17 protein-coding genes are annotated in these 20486 nt (G+C 41.4%); 8 read left to right on the top strand and 9 right to left on the bottom strand.

Going from position 1 to position 20486, the window contains the following annotated elements; all coding sequences use genetic code 11:
* Positions 1 to 65: 65 nt before the first annotated feature.
* The 3 genes from HC000_RS09035 to HC000_RS09025 are packed head-to-tail and all read right to left on the bottom strand — an operon-like array spanning position 66 to position 4732.
* Positions 66 to 1151 (bottom strand): efflux RND transporter periplasmic adaptor subunit, encoded by a 1086-nt coding sequence (locus tag HC000_RS09035; protein ID WP_179807490.1) that lies wholly within the window; start codon positions 1149 to 1151, stop codon positions 66 to 68.
* Positions 1141 to 4425, bottom strand: a complete 3285-nt coding sequence (locus HC000_RS09030) for an efflux RND transporter permease subunit (RefSeq protein ID WP_179807489.1) — start codon at positions 4423 to 4425, stop codon at positions 1141 to 1143. The genes HC000_RS09035 and HC000_RS09030 overlap by 11 nt, the downstream gene beginning before the upstream one ends.
* 4 nt (positions 4426 to 4429) lie before the next feature.
* Positions 4430 to 4732, bottom strand: a complete 303-nt coding sequence (locus HC000_RS09025; RefSeq protein ID WP_011329463.1) for a metalloregulator ArsR/SmtB family transcription factor — start codon at positions 4730 to 4732, stop codon at positions 4430 to 4432.
* 129 nt (positions 4733 to 4861) lie between these two features.
* Between HC000_RS09025 and HC000_RS09020 the strand changes: the two genes are divergently transcribed.
* From HC000_RS09020 to HC000_RS09005, 4 genes are all read left to right on the top strand, one after another.
* Positions 4862 to 5050 (top strand): DUF2892 domain-containing protein, encoded by a 189-nt coding sequence (locus HC000_RS09020; RefSeq protein WP_086998941.1) that lies wholly within the window; start codon positions 4862 to 4864, stop codon positions 5048 to 5050.
* Positions 5051 to 5053: 3 nt separating this feature from the next.
* A complete protein-coding gene (locus HC000_RS09015) occupies positions 5054 to 5398 on the top strand; it encodes a rhodanese-like domain-containing protein (RefSeq protein WP_179807488.1) in 345 nt (114 codons plus the stop codon).
* Between the two features lie 316 nt (positions 5399 to 5714).
* Complete coding sequence (locus tag HC000_RS09010; RefSeq protein WP_179807487.1) at positions 5715 to 6791, top strand: hypothetical protein; 1077 nt, start codon at positions 5715 to 5717, stop codon at positions 6789 to 6791.
* 246 nt (positions 6792 to 7037) lie between these two features.
* Positions 7038 to 7775, top strand: coding sequence for a MipA/OmpV family protein (locus HC000_RS09005; RefSeq protein ID WP_179807486.1), 738 nt, complete (start codon positions 7038 to 7040; stop codon positions 7773 to 7775).
* A gap of 71 nt (positions 7776 to 7846) precedes the next feature.
* Here HC000_RS09005 and HC000_RS09000 read toward each other — a convergent pair whose 3' ends face one another.
* Entirely contained in the window at positions 7847 to 8464 is a 618-nt protein-coding gene (locus HC000_RS09000; protein WP_179807485.1) for a LysE family translocator, read from the bottom strand.
* A gap of 210 nt (positions 8465 to 8674) precedes the next feature.
* Complete coding sequence (locus HC000_RS08990; protein ID WP_179807484.1) at positions 8675 to 9073, bottom strand: DUF3224 domain-containing protein; 399 nt, start codon at positions 9071 to 9073, stop codon at positions 8675 to 8677.
* An 87-nt stretch (positions 9074 to 9160) separates the two neighbouring features.
* Between HC000_RS08990 and HC000_RS08985 the strand changes: the two genes are divergently transcribed.
* Positions 9161 to 10939 (top strand): ABC transporter transmembrane domain-containing protein, encoded by a 1779-nt coding sequence (locus HC000_RS08985; protein WP_179807483.1) that lies wholly within the window; start codon positions 9161 to 9163, stop codon positions 10937 to 10939.
* A gap of 12 nt (positions 10940 to 10951) precedes the next feature.
* Here HC000_RS08985 and HC000_RS08980 read toward each other — a convergent pair whose 3' ends face one another.
* A complete protein-coding gene (locus HC000_RS08980; RefSeq protein ID WP_011329470.1) occupies positions 10952 to 11581 on the bottom strand; it encodes an OmpA family protein in 630 nt (209 codons plus the stop codon).
* 186 nt (positions 11582 to 11767) lie between these two features.
* On the opposite strand from HC000_RS08980, the gene chrA reads away from it, so the two are divergent.
* Positions 11768 to 12919, top strand: coding sequence for a chromate efflux transporter (gene chrA / locus HC000_RS08975; protein ID WP_179807482.1), 1152 nt, complete (start codon positions 11768 to 11770; stop codon positions 12917 to 12919).
* Here the strand turns inward: chrA and HC000_RS08970 are convergent.
* From HC000_RS08970 to speA, 3 genes are all read right to left on the bottom strand, one after another.
* Positions 12885 to 14138 carry a mechanosensitive ion channel family protein gene (locus HC000_RS08970; protein WP_011329472.1) on the bottom strand — a complete coding sequence of 418 codons (1254 nt, stop codon included), beginning with the start codon at positions 14136 to 14138 and terminating at the stop codon, positions 12885 to 12887. The genes chrA and HC000_RS08970 overlap by 35 nt on opposite strands.
* Positions 14139 to 14365: 227 nt before the next feature.
* The gene (locus tag HC000_RS08965) at positions 14366 to 15238 is read right to left on the bottom strand and encodes an acyltransferase (RefSeq protein WP_011329473.1); all 873 of its coding nucleotides are present in this window, start codon (positions 15236 to 15238) and stop codon (positions 14366 to 14368) included.
* A 73-nt stretch (positions 15239 to 15311) separates the two neighbouring features.
* Positions 15312 to 17192 (bottom strand): biosynthetic arginine decarboxylase, encoded by a 1881-nt coding sequence (gene speA, locus HC000_RS08960; protein WP_179807481.1) that lies wholly within the window; start codon positions 17190 to 17192, stop codon positions 15312 to 15314.
* A 200-nt stretch (positions 17193 to 17392) separates the two neighbouring features.
* On the opposite strand from speA, the gene speE reads away from it, so the two are divergent.
* Entirely contained in the window at positions 17393 to 18256 is an 864-nt protein-coding gene (gene speE, locus HC000_RS08955; RefSeq protein WP_011329475.1) for a polyamine aminopropyltransferase, read from the top strand.
* Between the two features lie 179 nt (positions 18257 to 18435).
* Positions 18436 to 20478 (top strand): glycoside hydrolase family 97 protein, encoded by a 2043-nt coding sequence (locus tag HC000_RS08950; RefSeq protein ID WP_179807480.1) that lies wholly within the window; start codon positions 18436 to 18438, stop codon positions 20476 to 20478.
* The last annotated feature ends 8 nt before the right edge of the window (positions 20479 to 20486 follow it).

Genomic DNA, 20486 nt, shown 5'->3' with positions numbered 1-20486 from the left:
TAGAAACACAAAAAAGCCGTAGTAAATACGGCTCTCTAAAGCTATCAATAATAACAAGCTAAGCGTTACCTAGCTGTATGCGCTAAGTTAGGTAAGTAATCTACCGCTAGAATATCGCCGGGGTTAAGCCCAGTAACTACATGCTGCTTTGCGCCAATTATTTCACCTAAGCGCACAAACCGGCGTTCTATTTGCTCATTGTCACTATTAATCACATACAGCATAGTTAATTGGCCAAACTCATGTATCCAGCTACTATCTAGCAATATTCCTTGTTCATCGGGTAATACTAACTCTAATTGCGCATACAAGCCGGGCATTACCCCTACAGAAGAGTCAAAGTCTAAGCGAATTAACAAACTACGTGAGGCGCTATCGGCAACCGGAACTATTTCGGCTACTGTGGCTGGCAAGGTTAAATTAAGCGCAGGCAGCTTTATGGTTAAATTTTGCCCCAACTGCAATTTAACCGCTTGCGTTTCACGCACATTAAACTCAACTTGTAGCTGCTGCGGATTATATAATCCTAATAAAGCCTGCCCAGGCGTAGCTGTATCACCCGGTTCGACTAACCGCTCTACTACAACCCCCGAAATAGGCGCTGTAATACGAGTGTAACTCAGCGCAACTTTGGCTTGTGTTTGCTGCTGCTTAGCGGCAATTAAATTGGCCGATAAACTATCAAAATTTGCCTTCGCATTATCTAACTCACTTAACGATACTAAGCCTTGCGCATACACATTTTCAATACGTTTAAGTTGCTTTGTAGCTTGGGTTAATGTGGCTTGAATAGCATTAATTTGCGCCTCACTTTGTGCTAATTGCGCTTTAAAGTCATCTTGTTGTAAGGTAATGAGTAAATCACCTTGGGTTACGTTATCGCCTGCGCGTACATTTAAACGCTCAATTTGCGCCATAACTCGCGATGAAATTTGGGTATTTTGTTTCGCAATAATACTGCCTGGCACCCATTCACTACGGGATATTTTTTGCAGCAAAACAGTTTCCCGCTTACCGTGGTAATTGTTAGCATTGGTCGTTTTTAAACCAGCAACTTGCTTATTTGAAAAGCTGCCAGCCATATACAATACGGCGCCTATTACCACTAATAAAGCGAGTAACGAGCCAACTAGTTTTGATTTACCTTGCATGCGTTTCTCCCGCAGTGGTTTCTGTGTTTGCAAATACTAAGTAATAAACAAGCGGCACTACAAATAATGAAAACAACGTTGATGCCACAATGCCAAAAATAATCGCAATTGCTAAGCCACTAAATACCGGATCCAGTGTAATCACTAAGTTACCTAATAATGTGGTGCCTGCGGTTAGTAGCACGGGGCGCATGCGCACTGTTCCTGCTGCAATTAACGCTGCTTTTATTGCCATGCCTTGGGCGCGTGCTTGATTAATAAACTCAACTAAAATAAGTGAATTACGCACCACAATACCCGCCAAGGCAATCATGCCTATCATCGCAGTGGCAGTAAATAAAACCGGCTCGGGAGCGCCGCCAATACTGCGCTCACCAAACTGATTAAGTAACCAAAAACCAGGCATAATACCAATAACAGTGAGTGGTATTGCAGACATAATAATAAGCGACAAGCTTACTGAGCGTGTTTGTAGCCGTAAAATAATAAAAATGGCGCTAAGTGCAAATGCAAAGGCAATCCCCATATCTCTAAATACATCTATGGTAATACGCCACTCTCCTTCACCGCTAAATGTTACTTGCGTACCTGGCGGTAATTGCCAAGGTGCAGTGCCACCATTATTAAAAAAGTGCCGCGCTAACCAAGGCGTTTTTACAAAATCGTCTGTTGATATATTTAAATCAGCAGTTACATCGGCAATTATTGCTGCGGGAGTTCTCCCATTTAGCTCTGCCATAACATAAATAACTTCGCGCTGATCTTTGCGCATAATAGTTTGCGCTACATTTAATTGAGTAAACTCTCCAAGCTCAGAAAGCGCAACTAAAGGCCGCGGCGCACTACTTAAGCCAAATTTACTCGCATTTTTAGCTATGTCTCTGTCGCCCCTTAGTTGTAATGCTAGCAATTGTGCAAATTGATTGCGTTCGCTATAAGATAACTGCAGTTTTATTGGCACAGGCTGAGTTTCGTTGCTGACATAAAGCTGCCCAACCGTTTGCCCTTGTGACGCTATGCTAAGTGTTTGCGTGATATTTTCGGTAGATATAGCACTATGCGCCGCTTTCGTTTTATCAGTAATAAAACGTTGCAAAGGGGCTGCTGCAACCATTGAAGTATCAACCTCTACCACATGAGGTTCTTGTTTTAAGCGCGTTGCAACTTGCTCTGCGGCTAAATAATGCGTTTGCCTATCTATAAATGTATCTCGATAAACTTCTGCCACTAAAGTACTTAACACCGGCGGCCCTGGCGGCACTTCAACTACTTTAATCACTATGCCGTTATTTACTAATGGTGCTAACTGTTTACGCAAACGCATTACCACCGCATGAGATTGATGCTCGCGCGCTGTTTTATCTAGTAGTAGCACTCTTAGTTCAGCTAAGTTCGGTGCTTCTCGTCGGTAATAACCGCGTACCATACCATTAAAGTCCATACTTGAAGGCTGGCCTACATAAGTGGCTATTTCACTTACCTCGGTTAATTGCCATGTGAGCGTTTGCACTTGTCGGGTAAAAGCAGCTGTTTGCTCTAAATTAGTGCCCTCTGGCATATCAATAAGTACTTGTAGTTCATTTTTATTATCAAACGGTAATAACTTCAGCGGTACTAATCGCATCACAGGTAACATGGCGCTAATAATAAATAACGCAAGCGTGATCCACAGTACCCATTTAGCACGTGGTTTTGAGGCCAGTAAGGGGGTTAGTAAGCGCTCGTAAAGGCTCGTTTTGTTATTTGCTTGATCGGGCTCTTCACTATTAGGTTTTAGTAATTTCATGGCAAGCCATGGGGTTACAAAAAACGCCACTAATGTTGATACCATAACACTCACAGGTACGTTAAATGCCATTGGCGCCATATAAGGCCCCATCATTCCAGTAATAAAAGCCAGTGGAATAAATGCCACCATAATAGTTAGGGTCGACATTAATAGTGCAGTGCGAATTTCACTCATTGCATTCACTATTTGCTGTTTTTTATCACCCTTTTTATTTATAAAACGGCTGATGTTATCTATACCTGTGATCGGATCATCAACCAGTAACCCCAAAGATAAAATTAACGCAAATAAGGTCACTCGGTTAATTGTGTAGCCAAAGGCAAAATCAAGCGAGAGCGTAATGCCATAACAAATGGGTACAGCAAGTCCAACTACTATTGCAGGGCGCCAACCTAAAAATACGCCCACAAATATAACCACAGTAAATACTGCAAACACTAAGCTTGAGGCTAAATTATTTACTTTTTCGTCGGCGGTTTGGCCGTAATCTCGCAGTACTGAGTACGTTATTTCTACTGGTAGTAACCTTGTTTTTAGCTCTGCCATCATGGCATGTACATCGCTTGCCACCGCTACAGCATTAGTGCCTGCTTGTTTGGCAATACTCAGCGTTACCATAGGGTAATGCTGTTGCTCATTTGACTGCGCCAGCCATTGATAGTTTTGCGCCTCAGCGGGGCCATCACTAACCTGGGCTACATCGGTTAAATAAACACTTTTACCATTAACAACATTAACGACTAGTTGTTCTATCGCTGTTTTAGTTCTTAATACATCGCCCGCTTGCAAAATTATTTGCTGCTGGGCATTTACCACGCTACCTACCTCGGTGAGTTGATTAGATACACTAAGCGCATAATAAACATCACTTAATGTGGTTTGGTGTGCAGCCAAAGCGGTGGCATTTAAATTAACGGTAATGGCGCGGTTACGCCCCGCAATTACTTTTACTTCGCTCGTGTGTTCAATTCGTTGTAAATTATTGGCTATTTCGTTTGCAAAGCGGGTTAATTCATAATCACTATAAAGCTTAGGATCCTTGCTATATAACCCAAGCATAACAATAGGCACATCATTTACTTCTACTGGGCGTATTTGCCAGCTTTTAATAATAGGAGTCATAGTATGTTGATAGCTATAGAGCTTGGCGTAGGTATCGAGTATGGCTTGTTCGCGATCGTGCCCTACCTCAAAGCGCAAAGTAACCACAGCACGACTACTTTGCGTAGTTGAATATATATGTTTTACACCACTAAGTTGCGCCAATAACTTTTCTAATGGCTCGGTGACTAACCTAGCAACTTCAGGGGCTTCTACATTAGGTGCCGACACATAAATGTCGAGCATAGGTACCACTATTTGTGGCTCTTCCTCACGCGGCGTTTGCTGTAAAGCAAATAACCCACACAGTACCGACAACACAAAAATAATAATTGGTACGCGGCCACTTAAACTGCTTTTTACAGCGTTATCTATAGCGTTCATTGTGTTATTCCTTACAAAACAACCCATATAAAGTTGCCAGCAGTGTTACAGCATCTTTATCAATAACACGATAATAAATTGTTTGGCTTTCGCGTCGAGTAGCCACTATATTTGCTTTACGCAATGCAGCTAAATGCTGAGAGAGTGCCGATTGTGCAAGAGGTACAGCTTCATTTAACTGCGACACGTTCATTTCGGTGTCTTGTAAGGAGCATAAAATCATTAAGCGATTTTTATTGGCTAAGATTTTTAATAATTTCTCTGCTTTTTCTACGTTGGCAGCCATGGCAGTAAAGTCAATATTCATACTGTGCTCTTATACTTAATTTGTTAGTAAGTATAGGTTGCTAGAACAGCCATGTCTAACATTAGATCTTGCTAATGTATAAAAACCTAATATAGTAGCTATACATACTCATTAAAATGACCGACTATAATGAAGCTTAATAATGCACTGCGCTTAATTGCTGGCATCATGATTATTATCTCTGTTTTATTACAAAGCTTTCATGACCCACGCTGGATATGGTTTACTGTATTTATAGCACTAAATCTAATGCAATCAGCTTTTACCTGCTGGTGCCCAATGATCACACTATTACGCAAACTTGGCGTTAAGGAATAACAAATGCTTACATCCATTCCCGACTTATTAAAAACAATTATCCCTAATCAGCGCCGTATTGGTGCACAACAGGCAAAACAAGAGCTTGAGGGCAACAAAGGGTTACTTATCGATGTACGCGAACCAGCAGAGCATGCAAATAAAGCGGCTGTTGGCGCGATAAATATCCCTCGTGGTTTACTCGAAATGAAATTAATGGAAATCGAAAAAGACGCTACACGGCCAATTTATTTACACTGCGCCAGTGCAGCCCGCGCTACTCTTGGCGCCGAAGCACTCACTCGTGTTGGCTACGAAAACGTAACTGTGATTACTTGTAAAGCAGAAAAAGTACATGAGGTGTTTTGAGTTAAAATAGCTAGGCGATCAGGTATGATCGCCCTCAACTTTGTTTAAAAAATTTTACTTAAAAGCATCTACCAATCGTCATTATTTCTTTTATTTCAGCTTTTCCTATTAATAATATTTTTCAAGTTGTTTTTTTATAAAAATGCAAAGAGGATTTACTACTACATTAACCCCCCATCAATCAACCTTAACGCTACAACCTTTATTTCTCTTGATGTTAAAATAGTGTTTATTACCATTGTTGACTGTTGGTATTTGGTGTGCTAATTTTAAATTAGCTAAAATAGGGACAAAAATTAATACTTAAGGGAAATAAATGAAATATATAATCATATTTCTGACTTTTTTATTTGTGTTTGCAAATGCTGCAGAAGCAAATAATAACAACGTTACTTTATTTATGTGCGAGGGTTGTAATTACGATGAAGCCTATCAGTTGGCAAAAGATAACCCCCCATTAACTCAATGCTACTCATCAGACCCAAACGAAATTATCACAATTGATAATCAGGCATGCTACTCAAATCCTAAAAAGGTTATAGTTGCAGATGTACTTGGTAATGGGCATTTTGCATTTATGGTTGGGCATCATCATCAAGGCTCAAATATGCCTCTCCTCAATAAATATGCAGAACCAACGTCTTTGAGCAACAATGATGAAACCGCAATATCTAGGTTAAAAACAACTGACAAAAATTTCTCTAAATTTATAAAAGAAATGCAGGCAGAGCTAAATGTATCACCACTACAAGTAAGCCAGCACCTCCCACTCAATATGATTCATTCAAATACTGAAAACAGCTGTCCCCCTCATATAACAGATGCAGTAAAAGCAGTATTTGAAGGGCGAACTGCATCCGAACTACAGCATAAGTTAAACAATAAAGCTAAAGCAGATTTTGAGGATCCAGAACGCTTTTTTCATGCCAAGGAATATAGTAGCGAAGGTTTTTCAATTGGTGTGGGCGGAATTTCATATCAAGGCACTTGGAAAAAAGTAAGTAAAAACTTTAATACAAGCGTGCGTTTTAATCAAAACCAAGATATTCCTACAGGTAGTACAGGGCTGTACGACGTAGTTTTCTCAATAAAGTGGATAAGAGAGTTTGGCGCACTAAGCGTATCAGTGAATCCCTTTTTAACTTATTTAGATGGAATTGCATTAAATCAGCTTCAAAAAACAACGAGTAATACTGTAGATCAATGCCTTCAAGATGCTTTAGATCATACACTCCCATCAAACACTTCTTCGCCAAGCCCTGGTGGTGGTAGCTCTGGTGGTGGTAGCCCTGGTGGTGGTAACTCTGGTGGTGGCGGCTGGGATAATCAAGTTTGCGAAAAGCATTACTATATCAATGGTGTAAAAATGCTTACAATCAAGGTGTCTTGCTAGACCTTATATAATTAGCTCAAAAAATGGCGGTGAACAGTGAGTGCGCGCTCGCCGAGCTTGGCTTAAATGCAACCACACCCAAGCAGCTATCGCTGCTGCATTGCATCAGCGCAGGCATACACGTAACCAAATCGCTTACCATCTTTACATTACGACAAACTTTTATACAGTAACTTACAACACTGGCTTTCGATTGCCGTTAAACTTACTTATTAAATTACTAGGCAACTTTATAGCTACTAAAATATGCAACAACCATTACCCATATTGCTCAGCACCTTACTTGTTACAACCTCAGCTGCTTATGCTGACTCGCCATGGTCTGTGGCTGGCGGCGTGATCGCCGTTGATTCGCCCTATGCCAATACCGACACGAAAGTGATGGCGTTACCTATGATCAACTACCAAGGTGAAAAGCTAACGCTACGTGGCTACACACTCGACTATACATTACTGCAACAACACGGCTTTAGCTGGTCTGCCACGTTAGCACCGGGGCAATTTTTTGACTCATCAGACTCCGACAATCCAGCCATAAAAGCACTTAATGAGCGCAAGATGTCATTATACGCGGGAACGAAAGTGAGTTACGCCGCAAATTTTGGCCGCCTCAATGCAAGTGTAACGCATGATATACTAGGCCACAGCGATGGCCTGAAGTTTAATGGTGACTACAACTACAGCATAATCTTCAGCAAAGAGTTAATACTTACCCCGTTTATAGGCGTGGTAATTAATAGCAGTAATGTATCGAATTATTATTACGGTGTAGCCGCCGGCGAGTCAACCCGCTATGCGCCTTACCAACTCGGTTCAACCGTGAATTATAATGCGGGGCTGTCATTACGTTATCAACTGAATAAAAATTGGCACCTGAATGGCCTCGTTAAATATACTCAGCTAGACGCTGATATTGAAGATTCACCAATTGTCGATAGCGATAATATTGCCACCACCATGTTGTCTGTAAGCTATCAGTTTTAGCGTATGCATTATTAAAAAAGCCGCACAGTTAATGTTCGGCTTTTGTTATGCTCACTGAGTAAAAACGATGACTACAAGCTCACTACCACGCGAATAGCCAACGCAATAAACACTAGCCCTAACAGCTTATCAAGCCAGACATTTTGCTGGTTAAAACCAAAGCGGTTTTTAGACATCTCGGTAAGTAATGCCACCAGCAAGTACCAGCCGGTATCAATAACCAGCACCGTTAGGCACATAATTATCCCTATGCTTAAGGTTAGGTTTTGTGGGTCAATAAACTGCGAAAATAATGCTAAAAAGAAAATCGCCAACTTAGGATTCAAAAACGCAATAGCAAAACCATCTTGCAAGGCTGTTTTACTACTTACCTCACTGTGCTGCACTTGCAGTTCACTACCGTGCGCTTTAGCAAGTAAAATTTTAATCCCTAAATACGCTAAATAGGCAGCCCCTAAATACACCAACATTTGATAAACAGTAGGAAACTGCAGCATCAACGCCCCTAACCCAAGTAAGGATGCCGCTGCATACAATCCCACGCCTAAGCCATGACTCAATGCCGCCAGCATGCCATTTTTCATGCCACCACTTAAGGTATGCTTTAATACCACCGCCAAACTAGGCCCTGGCGACATCGCGCCCATCATGCACACAACTGCTAAACTCAACCACACCGATAAAAGCATTCACTACCCTTCTAATTCATTGTTTTCTATTAACAACGCATACGCCGTTATCTGCCCTTGAAAGCCCGTTGCCGTGGTAACGTTTATAACTCGCCAGCCTTGTTAGTTTAATTGATAGATACGCGTGTTCAATGCATCTACATCTATGCCGTGACTAAAAAAGCCGCGCTTTTTAAATTCAACTATTTTTTGCATTAGCTATCATCCAGTTTATAAGCTGTAGTCAAAATCGTAATAATGAATACCTTGCTCTATGCGAATTTTCATACTGCCAGTTAACCCTACCAGCTCACCGGTGCCTGAGTCGGGAATAACGGTTAATATTAAACTGTCTTGGCCTTTATCCATAGTGCCAAAATGCTGCAGTACAAAGCTGCCTTTTTTGCCGTCAAGCTCGCCTATCACTTGTTCTATTGCAACATAACCCGCACTGCCTTGCGTGGGCGTCATGGCACTTAGCATTTCACCTTGACTGGTGGCACTAAGCGCGCCATTAAATGTTTTATCTATCGACATGCGGCCTAAGTTAATGCCATTTTGGCCGCTTGCGTAACCTTCTATTGGAGCTAAATCTACATTAAATTCTCCACTTACGGTTGTTGTAGTCATAACCTTTCCTTATTGATGATTTTAACACTATTGATTTTTATTATCTTAGTGCCATATCTATACCTTAACCTTTAAAAAGAATCCACTATGTCAAAAACAACGCCTAAGCCCGAAAAGGCCGCCTTTAGTAGTTTAATTCCTATCTTTGCTTTTATTAAACCTTATAAAGGCGTAGTGACTGCGGCGCTCATTGCTTTACTCGTTACTGCTGGGGTTAACCTGTCATTGGGTCAAGGAGTTAAATTTGTCATTGACCATGGTTTTATTGCCGGCTCGCAAGCACAGCTACAGCAAGCTGTGTTGGTACTTATAGGCTTAATTAGTTTATTAGCGGTGGGCACCTTTAGTCGTTTTTATTTAATGTCGTGGATTGGTGAACGTGTCAGTAACGATATTCGTAAAGCGGTGTTTAACCGTATTGTTACTTTGCACCCAAGTTATTTTGAAGAAAACCGCATTGGCGAATTAATGTCGCGGTTAACCACCGACACCACTTTGCTGCAATCTATTATTGGCTCTTCTTTTTCAATGGCGCTACGCAGTGCATTAATGCTAGTGGGTGGTTTAGCCATGCTGCTGTTTACCAATTTAAAACTGACCTTAGTGGTCGTTGCTTGTGTACCTTTAGTACTGGTGCCCATGATGGTATTTGGCCGCAAAGTGAGAAAGTTAGCCAGTAGCAGCCAAAGTGCTATTGCCGATATAAGTACTTACGCCGGTGAGATCATTCAAAATATTAAAGTAGTGCAAAGCTATAGCCACGAACAGCGAGAGCAGCAAGCTTTTGCTCTGGAGGTCGAAAAAGCCTTTAACGTCGCTAAAAGCCGTATAAAACAACGCTCGTTTTTAATTGCCGCCGTTATATTTTTAACCTTTAGTGCCATCAGCGCTATGTTATGGGTTGGCGGCAGCGATGTACTAGCCGGCACTATGACTGGAGGTGAGCTAGGTGCCTTTGTGTTTTACGCTATTATGGTGGCCATGTCGGTTGCAACTGTGGCAGAGGTTTATGGTGAGCTGCAGCGCGCAGCGGGTGCTGCTGCAAGGCTACTAGAATTACTCGCTGTAAAAAGCGAAATTGAAAACCCTATTTCCCCACAAGACGAAAAGCTCCTAAGTAGCACTAACCACTCTGCCATTACACTTGAAAGCATTAGCTTTAATTACCCATCTCGTCCCGATGTAAGCGCACTTAATAATGTGAGTTTAAACATACAGCAAGGGCAAACAGTGGCAATTGTGGGTCCTTCTGGTGCAGGGAAAACCACCTTATTTGAATTACTACAACGCTTTTACGATCCAGCCAGCGGTGCTATTAAGTTTCGTGATGTAAATATTAAAGATTTATCACTCAATACGCTGCGTAATAAAATGGGCATGGTGGCACAAAACCCTATTTTATTTAGCTCAGATGTAATGCATAACATTCGCTACGGCAATCCAGATGCTACCGACGAGCAGGTTTATGCGGCGGCTAAACATGCCCATGCTGATGAGTTTATTCAACAGCTACCACAAGGCTATAACAGCTTTTTAGGGGAACAAGGAGTGAGACTATCGGGCGGTCAAAAGCAACGCATTGTACTCGCGCGAGCAATTTTAAAAGACCCTGAAATACTATTACTCGATGAAGCCACCAGCGCACTCGATGCACAAAGCGAGCACCATGTACAAGCCGCACTTGAGCACTTAATGCAAAACCGAACAACGCTGATCATTGCGCATCGTCTGGCAACGGTAAAACATGCAGATATGATTGTGGTAATGGAACACGGGGAAATAATAGCAACAGGGAGCCATCAGCAATTACTGCAAAGCTCCCCGTTGTACCAGCGCTTATGTGAACTACAGTTCAATAAAGACTAGATTTTTATGTGCTTATTGCGTGTTAGGCACTATTTGAATTTCTACACGACGATTTTGTGCACGGCCATTTGCGCTATCGTTTGATGAAATTGGACGTGTTTCACCATAACCTGTAGTGCTAATTCGTTCAGCCATAATTTGCTGATTAACTAAATAGTTTTTAACACTTTGAGCGCGTTGCTGTGAAAGGCTCATATTGTAGCTATCTTTACCTGTGCTATCGGTATGACCTTCTACGCTTAAATAAGTTTTTTCGTATTTGTTCATCACTTTAGCAATCGCACTTAGCGTATTGTGAAAGCCCGACGAAATATACGACTGATCGGTTGCAAAGGTAATATTTGACGGCATAACTAAACGTAAGTTATCGCCTTCACGTACCACTTCAACACCAGAACCCGCTAATTCGTCACGAAAAGCGGTTTCTTGTTTATCCATGTAATCGCCTACTGCAGCACCAGCTAATGCACCAATTGCAGCACCAATAAAGATACGCTTATCTTTATGATTACCAGTAGCCTTACCTAATACACCACCAGCTGCAGCGCCAATTGCCGCTCCTTTACCTGTGTTATTCATTTCACAACCGCTAAGTAATACAGCCACTACCGTTACGCTTAAAAGTGATTTAGTTAAAGTCATGTTATGCCCTATCCATTTAGTATTTTGCGCTATTATGCAAATATATGAATGAACAAGCCATGAAGAATCTATTATAATTAGCGTTTTATGCTGTATAACAACAAAAATTCTATCGATAGCTGAGTTCATAAATATGTCATACTACTGGATGATAATTTTATAATTTATAACGAGGATTGGGGCGTAATGTTAATTGCTATTTTTAGACAGTTTTTTTTACTCGGCTGCATGAGTTTTGGTGGCCCTGCTGCTCACTTAGGCTATTTTAAGCGCCATTTTGTCGATACCCTAAATTGGCTCACTAACACCCGTTATGCACAGCTTATAAGCTTAAGCCAAGCCTTGCCTGGGCCTGGCTCTAGTCAAGTTAGTTTTGCCATTGGGGTAGAGCGCGCGGGTGTACTTGGTGGCATTGCTGCCTTTATTGGTTTTACCCTACCATCATTTTTAATTATGTTGCTATTGGCTATAAGTGCGCATCAGTTTGATGCTGTTTATTTTGCCATTATTGCTGGGTTAAAACTGTTTGCTGTGGTTATTGTCGCCGATGCCACATTAAGTATGGCAAAAAGCTTTTGCACTAGCGCAGCCCTAAAGCTATTAGCCGTACTAAGCACGTTAGCCTTAATACTTTTTCCTCTGCTGGGCACACAAATAGCTATTTTAATTACCGCGGCTGCTGTGGGTGCAATATGGCCATTATTAAAATTAAATCCTGAACCCGCACAGCAAAGTAAGTCAAAAAGTAATATAAATTGGCTCGCTTTAGGGTTATTTACACTGCTGCTAGCGCTCAGTTTCATTCCTTTGACTACTGAATTAGCTTTGTTTGCCCCCTTTTATCAAGCAGGTGCCATGGTGTTTGGTGGTGGACATGTAGTATTACCTGTATTGCAAGCAAGCGTACCTGCACTAAGCAGCGATCAGTTTTTGAGCGCCTATGCAAGCGCGCAAGCTGTGCCTGGGCCTATGTTTACCATTGCTACTTACTTAGGTGCACAACTAAGTACCGAACAACCTTTATTAGGCGCTATCGTAGCCACTGTACTTATATTTATGCCCGGGTTTTTACTCATACTTGCGTTTCAAAAAAGTTGGTTAAACTTAGCCAACAAGCCTCGCTTTGCCAGTGTTATTGCCGCACTTAATGCCTCTGTAGTGGGGTTTTTAGCCGCGGCGCTGTATTCACCTATTTGGACATCGGCGGTGCACAATTTTTGGCACATTGCGCTAGTTATTGCAGCATTCGCTTGGCTAAGATTAAAAAAGCCACCTATTTGGTGGCTGTTAATACTCTTTATTGCTACGGGGTTGGCTCAGTATTATTGGGCACTTTAATTTTAGGTTTTTCGCTTGTAGGCACGGCTGTGGGTGGGCTAAATTGGCCACTCACACTTTGATACGGACGCAGGCCAAAAATAGGTAACACAGCCAATAAATGATCCATTATTTCGGCTTGTAAATGCTCATACGATATCCAACGTTTATCGCTACTAAAGCAATAAAACTCAATCGGTAAGCCGTGGTTTGTCGGCTGTAACTCACGTACTAGCAAGGTCAGTGAAGTATTGATTTTTTTATGTTGCTTTAGGTAACCTTCGGCATAACGGCGAAACAAACCTAAATTAGACACAGGATCAGGCAGTGAAGACGTACGAATGTAGTCGGCCAAAGGTATAGCCGCTTCTATTTGCTGGCGAAAATCATCTTCAACTAAAAAAATACTATTCATATCAATATTAAGCGAGCGCTTCATGCGCCTACCGGCAGACTCTTGCATACTACGCCAGTTTTTAAATGAACCTGCTACTAACATGTAAGTAGGAATAGTAGTTACAGTATTATCCCAGTTACGCACTCTTACTGTGTTTAACCCTAAATCAATTACTTCTCCGTCGGCCCCATAATTATCTACCTGGATCCAGTCGCCATACGTAACGAGTCTATTGGCTGCAATTTGAATGCTTGCGACAAACCCCAATATGGTGTCTTTAAATACTAATAAAGTGACGGCGGCAATAGCACCAAAACCCGAGAGAATATAAGTAGGTGATTTTTCTAGCACTATACTAACAATTAAAATAACACTGACAATAAAGGTAATTAATTTAACAACCTGAATTAATCCCTGAATGGGTACTTCGCGGGCAAAATCTAATTGATTATAAATAGCGCCCGCAATACTCACTATGCTACTAAAAATAAAGCCCGCATAAATAATGAGCAGCGCTTGGCCTAAGGTTTTTAAAATTTCCTCTGCAATCTCATTCACCGGGTACACACTATCAAATGTGGCTAAAAACAATGCACAGCAAAGTAAGCAAGCTATGCGCTTATTGAGCTTGTTTAGCATAGGTGCAAGTAAGCCAATGCGTTCAGGTGAGATTTTAGTAACAATTTTTTGGATCGCAGGAAACATTAAGCGACGAGTAAATAAGTACACAAATAATAATGAAAATATCCCAATGGCGACGGCAGTAATAGTGCTTAGAAAAAAAGCGTCGGGCACTTTTTCAAACCAAGGCGCTATTAACTTCTGTAAGTGGGTATCGGTCATGGTATTTTTATTTCCTTGCGGGAGTTAGGTTTAAAATTACAGTGCTAGCTAGAGTAAAAAGCGCCATTGCAGCATAACCAATTATAGTAACTACAGCGGGTAATACCCGCTGTAAAATTAACAGAGCCAAGCAAAGTGACATTAAAAAACACTACCTAAGTTAATCTGTATTGACCGTGAATAGCTAAGTGTTTTTAGCGTAACTGTAGGCTCATATTTTTATGCATTTATTTTTGTTCAAGGTTTATTAATGTTTGGTTTTTTTCTTTCCATAACCGATTAAGCTCACTTTGAAAGCGCACTCTAAAGTCGGGATCGTTAGTGTAGTCACCAATTAGCTCGTCACTGACCGGTCTTACTTCAACATGTACGTTTATATTTTTTACTTTACCGCTGGCAAAATCCATAAAGGTCGGAATGCCCTCAGGATAATGAATAGTCACATTAACTACTTTAGTAATTTGCTCTCCCATAGCTTGCATTACAAAGGCAACGCCTCCTGCTTTGGGTTTTAACAAATGTGGAAAAGGGCTGTTTTGGCGAGCGTGCTTTTGCTTCGTATAGCGCGTACCTTCTACAAAATTAACCACACTTACTGGCATTTCTTTAAATTTTTCGCAGGCCTTACGCGTGGTTTCTAAATCTTTACCGCGTAATTTAGGGTTCTTTTTAAGCTGACTTTTACTCGTACGAGTCATGAACGGAAAATCAAGCGCCCACCAGCACAAACCTAATATAGGCACGTAAATAAGCTCTTTTTTCAAAAAGAAATTTAAAAAGGGTATTTTGCGATTTAATACGCGTTGCAATACTAAAATATCAACCCAGCTTTGATGATTAGCTATAACTAAATACCAATCTTTTAGCTTTATATCTTCAAGCCCAGTAACGTTAATTTTAGTTGGCGTAAATAATTTTTGATTTAAGCTGTTAAAGGTAACCCAAATAGTGGCAAATTGTTTGGCGGCCCAACTCATTAACTTTTGTAGCGGCTTAATTGGTATAAGCTTAATAACACCACAAATAAAAATTGGCACAAACCAAATAAGAGTATTTATAAAGTACAACAAAATACTAAATACACTGCGGATAACTGACATTGTTTCTATTCCTTTAAATAGCGCGCAGCAGCTAATTACTGCGCTTTTTATACTTAATTAATAATGGCTGAGGTTAGTCCTCAAAATAGGTATAGCCTTCTAGTCCCGCATTAAGCTCTGCTAAATAGCCTGCTTTACATGGCTCAGACACATCGAGCTTATTAATTTGCTCTGCAAAGTTGTCTGCTAAAATGGCGCTATCATAGTCAACACACTTTAATACATCCTTAACGCTGTCACCTTTAATGGCGTTAGTAAGTACATAACCATCATCGTTTAACTCCACATGCACTGAGTCGGTGTCGCCAAATAGGTTGTGTAAGTCACCTAAAATTTCTTGATAAGCGCCAACCATAAACATTGCAATATGATACTGCTGCCCTTGTGTATATTCAGGTATAGGTAAGCTTGTTTCTATACCTGCACCTTCTACATATTCGCGAATTTGCCCATCAGAATCACACGTTATATCTTGAATAATAGCGCGCTGGGTAAGCGGTTGAGTGAGGTTTTCAATAGGCATTACTGGGAACAATTGGCCAATTCCCCATATATCTGGCAACGATTGAAATAGTGAAAAATTAACAAATAATTTATCAGCTAATTTTTCGTTTAAATCATCGAGTACTTCGCGATGCGCACGCACATTATTGCTCAAAGATGAGCGCACCCGATGTAAAATAGTAAAGTAAAGTTGCTCTATTTTCGCCCACTCTAGCATGCTCACTAAACCGTGTACGTACTGATCGTGTGCTTCGCTAAATAAGTGCATTGCGTCGTGATAAATTTCCAGCGCCATACGCGGGCTTAAACGCTGTAAACATTGCCACATTTCATCTAATACCAGTGTACTGCTTTGCGCAGGCGCCTCTGGGTTTAAGTGATTAGGCGCTTTTTCAACGTCAATTACATCGGTAATTAATACCGCGTGGTGCGCGGTTAACGCACGCCCTGATTCAGTAATAATGGCCGGATGAGTTAATTGATGTTGGTCACACACCTCAGAAAACGCATTTACTACGTTACGGGCATATTCTGCAACGGTATAGTTCATTGAACACGCACTACGTGAACCCGAACCTTCGTAATCAACCCCTAACCCACCGCCTACATCAACGGTATTAAGTGGTACACCTAACTGAGTAAGTTCAGCAAAATGGCGTGCACATTCACGCAAAGCGCGGTGAATATCGCGAATATTGGCTATTTGAGAGCCAATATGAAAATGCACCATTTGCATTAAGTGCAATTTATTATGTTTTTTTAACACTTCAACAGCGCTAAGCACTTGCCCTGCCGTTAAACCAAATTTACCTTTTTCGCCACCGGTGTTTTGCCATTTACCTTTGCCCACTGAGTTTAGGCGAATACGAATACCAATAGCCGGTTCAATGCCTAAATTATCAATTTCTTCCAGTAAGGTGGTTAACTCCGAGAGCTTCTCTACCACTATTTTAACTTTGTGACCCATAGCCTGACCAATACAGGCTAAGCGTAAAAACTCACTGTCTTTATAGCCATTACACACAATAGTAATGGGCTCTTTTGCCACCCCTAAAATAGCCATTAGCTCTGGTTTAGAGCCAGCTTCAAGGCCAACCAGCCCGCTAGGGTGCGCTAAAAGTTTACTCACTACAGAGCGCTGCTGATTTACTTTGATTGGATAAACGCAGGTATATTCGCCTTGATACTCACGATTTGCTCGTGCTTGAGTAAAGGCATTGGTAAGCGTATCTACCCGGTTTTGTAATATATCGGTAAAGCGCACCAATACTGGTAAAGTTAAACCCTGTTGTTTAAATTGTTCGGTTAATTGCGTTAAAGAAATTGCGGCCTTTGCTTGGTCGCCATCTGGGTAGGCCACCAACTCGCCTTGTGCGTTAATATCAAAATAGCCTTCACTCCAATGTGCAACATTATAAGTGGCACGTGCTGTTTCTAAACCCCAAGTCATGGCAATTCTTCTTTAATCAATTAAATACAATGACGCATTTTAATACGTCGCTATCCTCTAGGCTAACAAAAATTGAACTTTCCCTCATTCCTAACTAACTTTATTGGTTAAATCAGTTAAAATGTCATTGAGCAAAACGTCAAGCACTGGCAAAATTGCCCCCTTTTTCATCCTCAACTTAAAAAAGTGTAATAGTAACTATGGCAAATTTAGATCAAAGTAAGTGGTTTACTGAAATTAGCGACCGCGATGGCAGCGCATTTTCATTACGTATTAACAAAAAGTTAGATGAAAAACAGTCTCCTTTTCAAAAAGTAGAAATGTTCGAAACCACCGACTTTGGTAATTTAATGATCATCGACGGTTGCACTATGGTAAGTAGCCGCGAAAACTTTTTTTATCATGAGATGATCAGCCACCCTGCACTTTTAGCGCACCCAGCACCTAAAAATGTAGTTATTATTGGCGGCGGCGACTGCGGTACCTTACGCGAAGTGTTAAAGCACCCTGGTGTAGAGAGCGTTACGCAAATAGATATAGACGAAGTAGTAACGCAAATGTCGTTAAAATACTTCCCAGAGCTGTGTGAATCTAACAACGATCCTCGTGCAACAGTTATGTTTGACGACGGCATTAAATACATGCGCGAAGCCGCAAGCGAATCAATCGATGTTGTTATTGTTGATGGCACCGACCCAGTAGGCCCAGGTGAAGGTTTATTTAATCATGCATTTTACACTAGCTGCTTAAACGCACTTCGCCCAGGTGGCATTTTAGTACAACAAAGCGAATCACCGCTTATGCATATGCCGTTATTAGTTGAAATGCGCGAAGCTATGCTAACGGTAGGTTTTAACGACTTACAAACACTGCCATTCCCGCAACCTATATACCCAAGTGGTTTATGGTCAGTAACTTTAGCGCGTAAATCTGCAGCCTTTAATGGCTTTAGAGAAGATGCAGCAGCCGATATTGCAAAGAACAGCGAATACTACAACAACGGCATTCATCACGGTGCATTAGCTACGCCAAACTTTATGCAACGCGCTTTTGATAAAAAATAATCTCGCAATCTAAGCAATACTAAATTAAGGGCTCAACAGAGCCCTTTTTTATTGCTTAGCGTACAAGCAACCTCACTGCTCACTTTTTATCACCCTGAATACGTATGCAACCTGTCGTATTCACCACCCTCTCGCTTTATGCTTGATAGCCAAACACGTCGCTAACCCAAGGAACTATTATGCGCACATTGGCACTGCTACTCATGGCTTTTTCAAGTATCACGGTTGCTCAAACAGCTACCGTACAATCGCCTGACGGTAATATAAAAATAATCATCTCAGACGAGCAGAGTACACCTAGTTATTCTATTAGTTTTAAAAATAAAACAGTCATTAATAATTCTGCTCTCGGGTTTGAATTTAAACAACATGCACCGTTTAGTAACAGCTTTAAAATAACCAAAGTTCAACAACAAAGTACCAACACTCAGTGGCAACAACCTTGGGGCGAGCGACAAACGGTTGTAGATCAGCATAACGAGGTAACTGTAACCTTTGCTAAGCCACAACCTCAAGGCGGTACTTATAGCGTGCGCTTTAAAGCGTTTGATAGTGGCGTGGGTTTTAGATACGAAGTACCAAAACAAGCAGGCCTTAACAATATTGAAATAACCAAAGAGCTTACCGAGTTTGCTGTTAATAACAGCCACACAGCTACAGCTTGGTGGATCCCTGCCCGCGGCTGGAATCGCTACGAATATGTATATAATACCACCCCATTAAACGATGCCGCATTGGTACATACCCCATTTACCTTTAAAAACCAAGATGGTGTGCATATTAGTATTCATGAAGCCGCCCTTGTTGATTACGCCGCCATGGTACTTAATCAACGCCGCCCTGGGGTTTTTCAAGCCGATTTAACGCCATGGTCGAGTGGTGTTGCCGTTAAAAAACAGGGCGCATTTAATACTCCATGGCGCACTATTCAAATTGGCGAAAAAGCCGTTGATTTAGTTAACTCAGATATTATTTTAAATCTAAATGAGCCGAATAAACTCGGTGACGTGTCGTGGGTAAAACCAGGTAAATACATAGGTATTTGGTGGGGTATGCATATAAACACACACACTTGGGGCAGCGGCGACAAGCACGGCGCTACTACAAAAAATACCAAATACTACATGGACTTTGCCGCCAAATATGGTTTTGATGGCGTATTAGTTGAAGGCTGGAACACAGGCTGGGATGGCGACTGGTTTTTTAATGGTGATGTGTTTAGCTTTACTCAGCCCTACGATGATTTTGATATAGCAGCGCTAACAAAATATTCTAAGCAAACAGGCGTGCAACTCATTGGCCATCACGAAACATCCGGCAACGTCAGTAACTATCGCAAGCAAATGGCAGATGCCTTTGCATTGTATGAAAAATCTAACGTTAGCCAAGTTAAAACCGGTTACGTAGCCGATGGCGGAAACATTAAGCGCATTGACAAAAACGGTATAGCTCGCCATGAGTGGCACGACGGCCAATTTATGGTTAACGAGTACTTACATAACGTTAAGCTAGCTGCTAAACATAAAATAAGTATTAACACCCACGAGCCGATTAAAGATACCGGACTGCGCCGTACTTATCCAAACTGGATCACTCGAGAAGGCGCACGCGGACAAGAGTTTAACGCATGGGGTACTCCTCCTAATCCACCCGAGCACATTGCTATGCTGGCATTTACCCGCATGCTTGCTGGGCCTATGGATTTTACTCCTGGTATTTTCGATTTAAGTTTTAACGGTTTAGGCGCTAATACTAATCGCCCGCAAACTACGCTGGCTAAACAACTAGCATTGTATGTTGTATTGTATAGTCCGATTCAAATGGCGGCCGACCTACCTAAAAATTATTTAGCTAAACCCGATGCATTTCAATTTATTCAAGACGTACCGACCGACTGGCAACAAAGCATTGCCCTTGATGGTGCAGTAGGTGACTTTATTGTATTTGCGCGAAAAGAGCGAAAGCGCGACAAATATACCGGCAACGACTGGTATTTAGGCGCAGTGACTGACGAGCAAGCGCGTACTATTGAGATTAGTTTAGACTTTTTAGATAACGGCAAACAGTTTGAGGCACATATTTATAAAGATGGTAAGAATGCCGCATGGAAAAATAATCCGTACGATTTAACTATCGAAAAACGCCTTGTTACTGCAAGCGATAAATTAACGCTTAAGCTGGCCACCAGTGGCGGTACGGCTATTCGTTTTAAAGCACTTTAATCGCTTAC

Origin of the sequence: Pseudoalteromonas sp. MIP2626 (assembly GCF_013414205.1) — a bacterium.
GTDB classification, from domain to species: Bacteria; Pseudomonadota; Gammaproteobacteria; order Enterobacterales; family Alteromonadaceae; genus Pseudoalteromonas; species Pseudoalteromonas nigrifaciens.
Note: the sequence above shows the minus strand (reverse complement) of the source record. Positions and strands in the feature narration are given on the sequence as shown.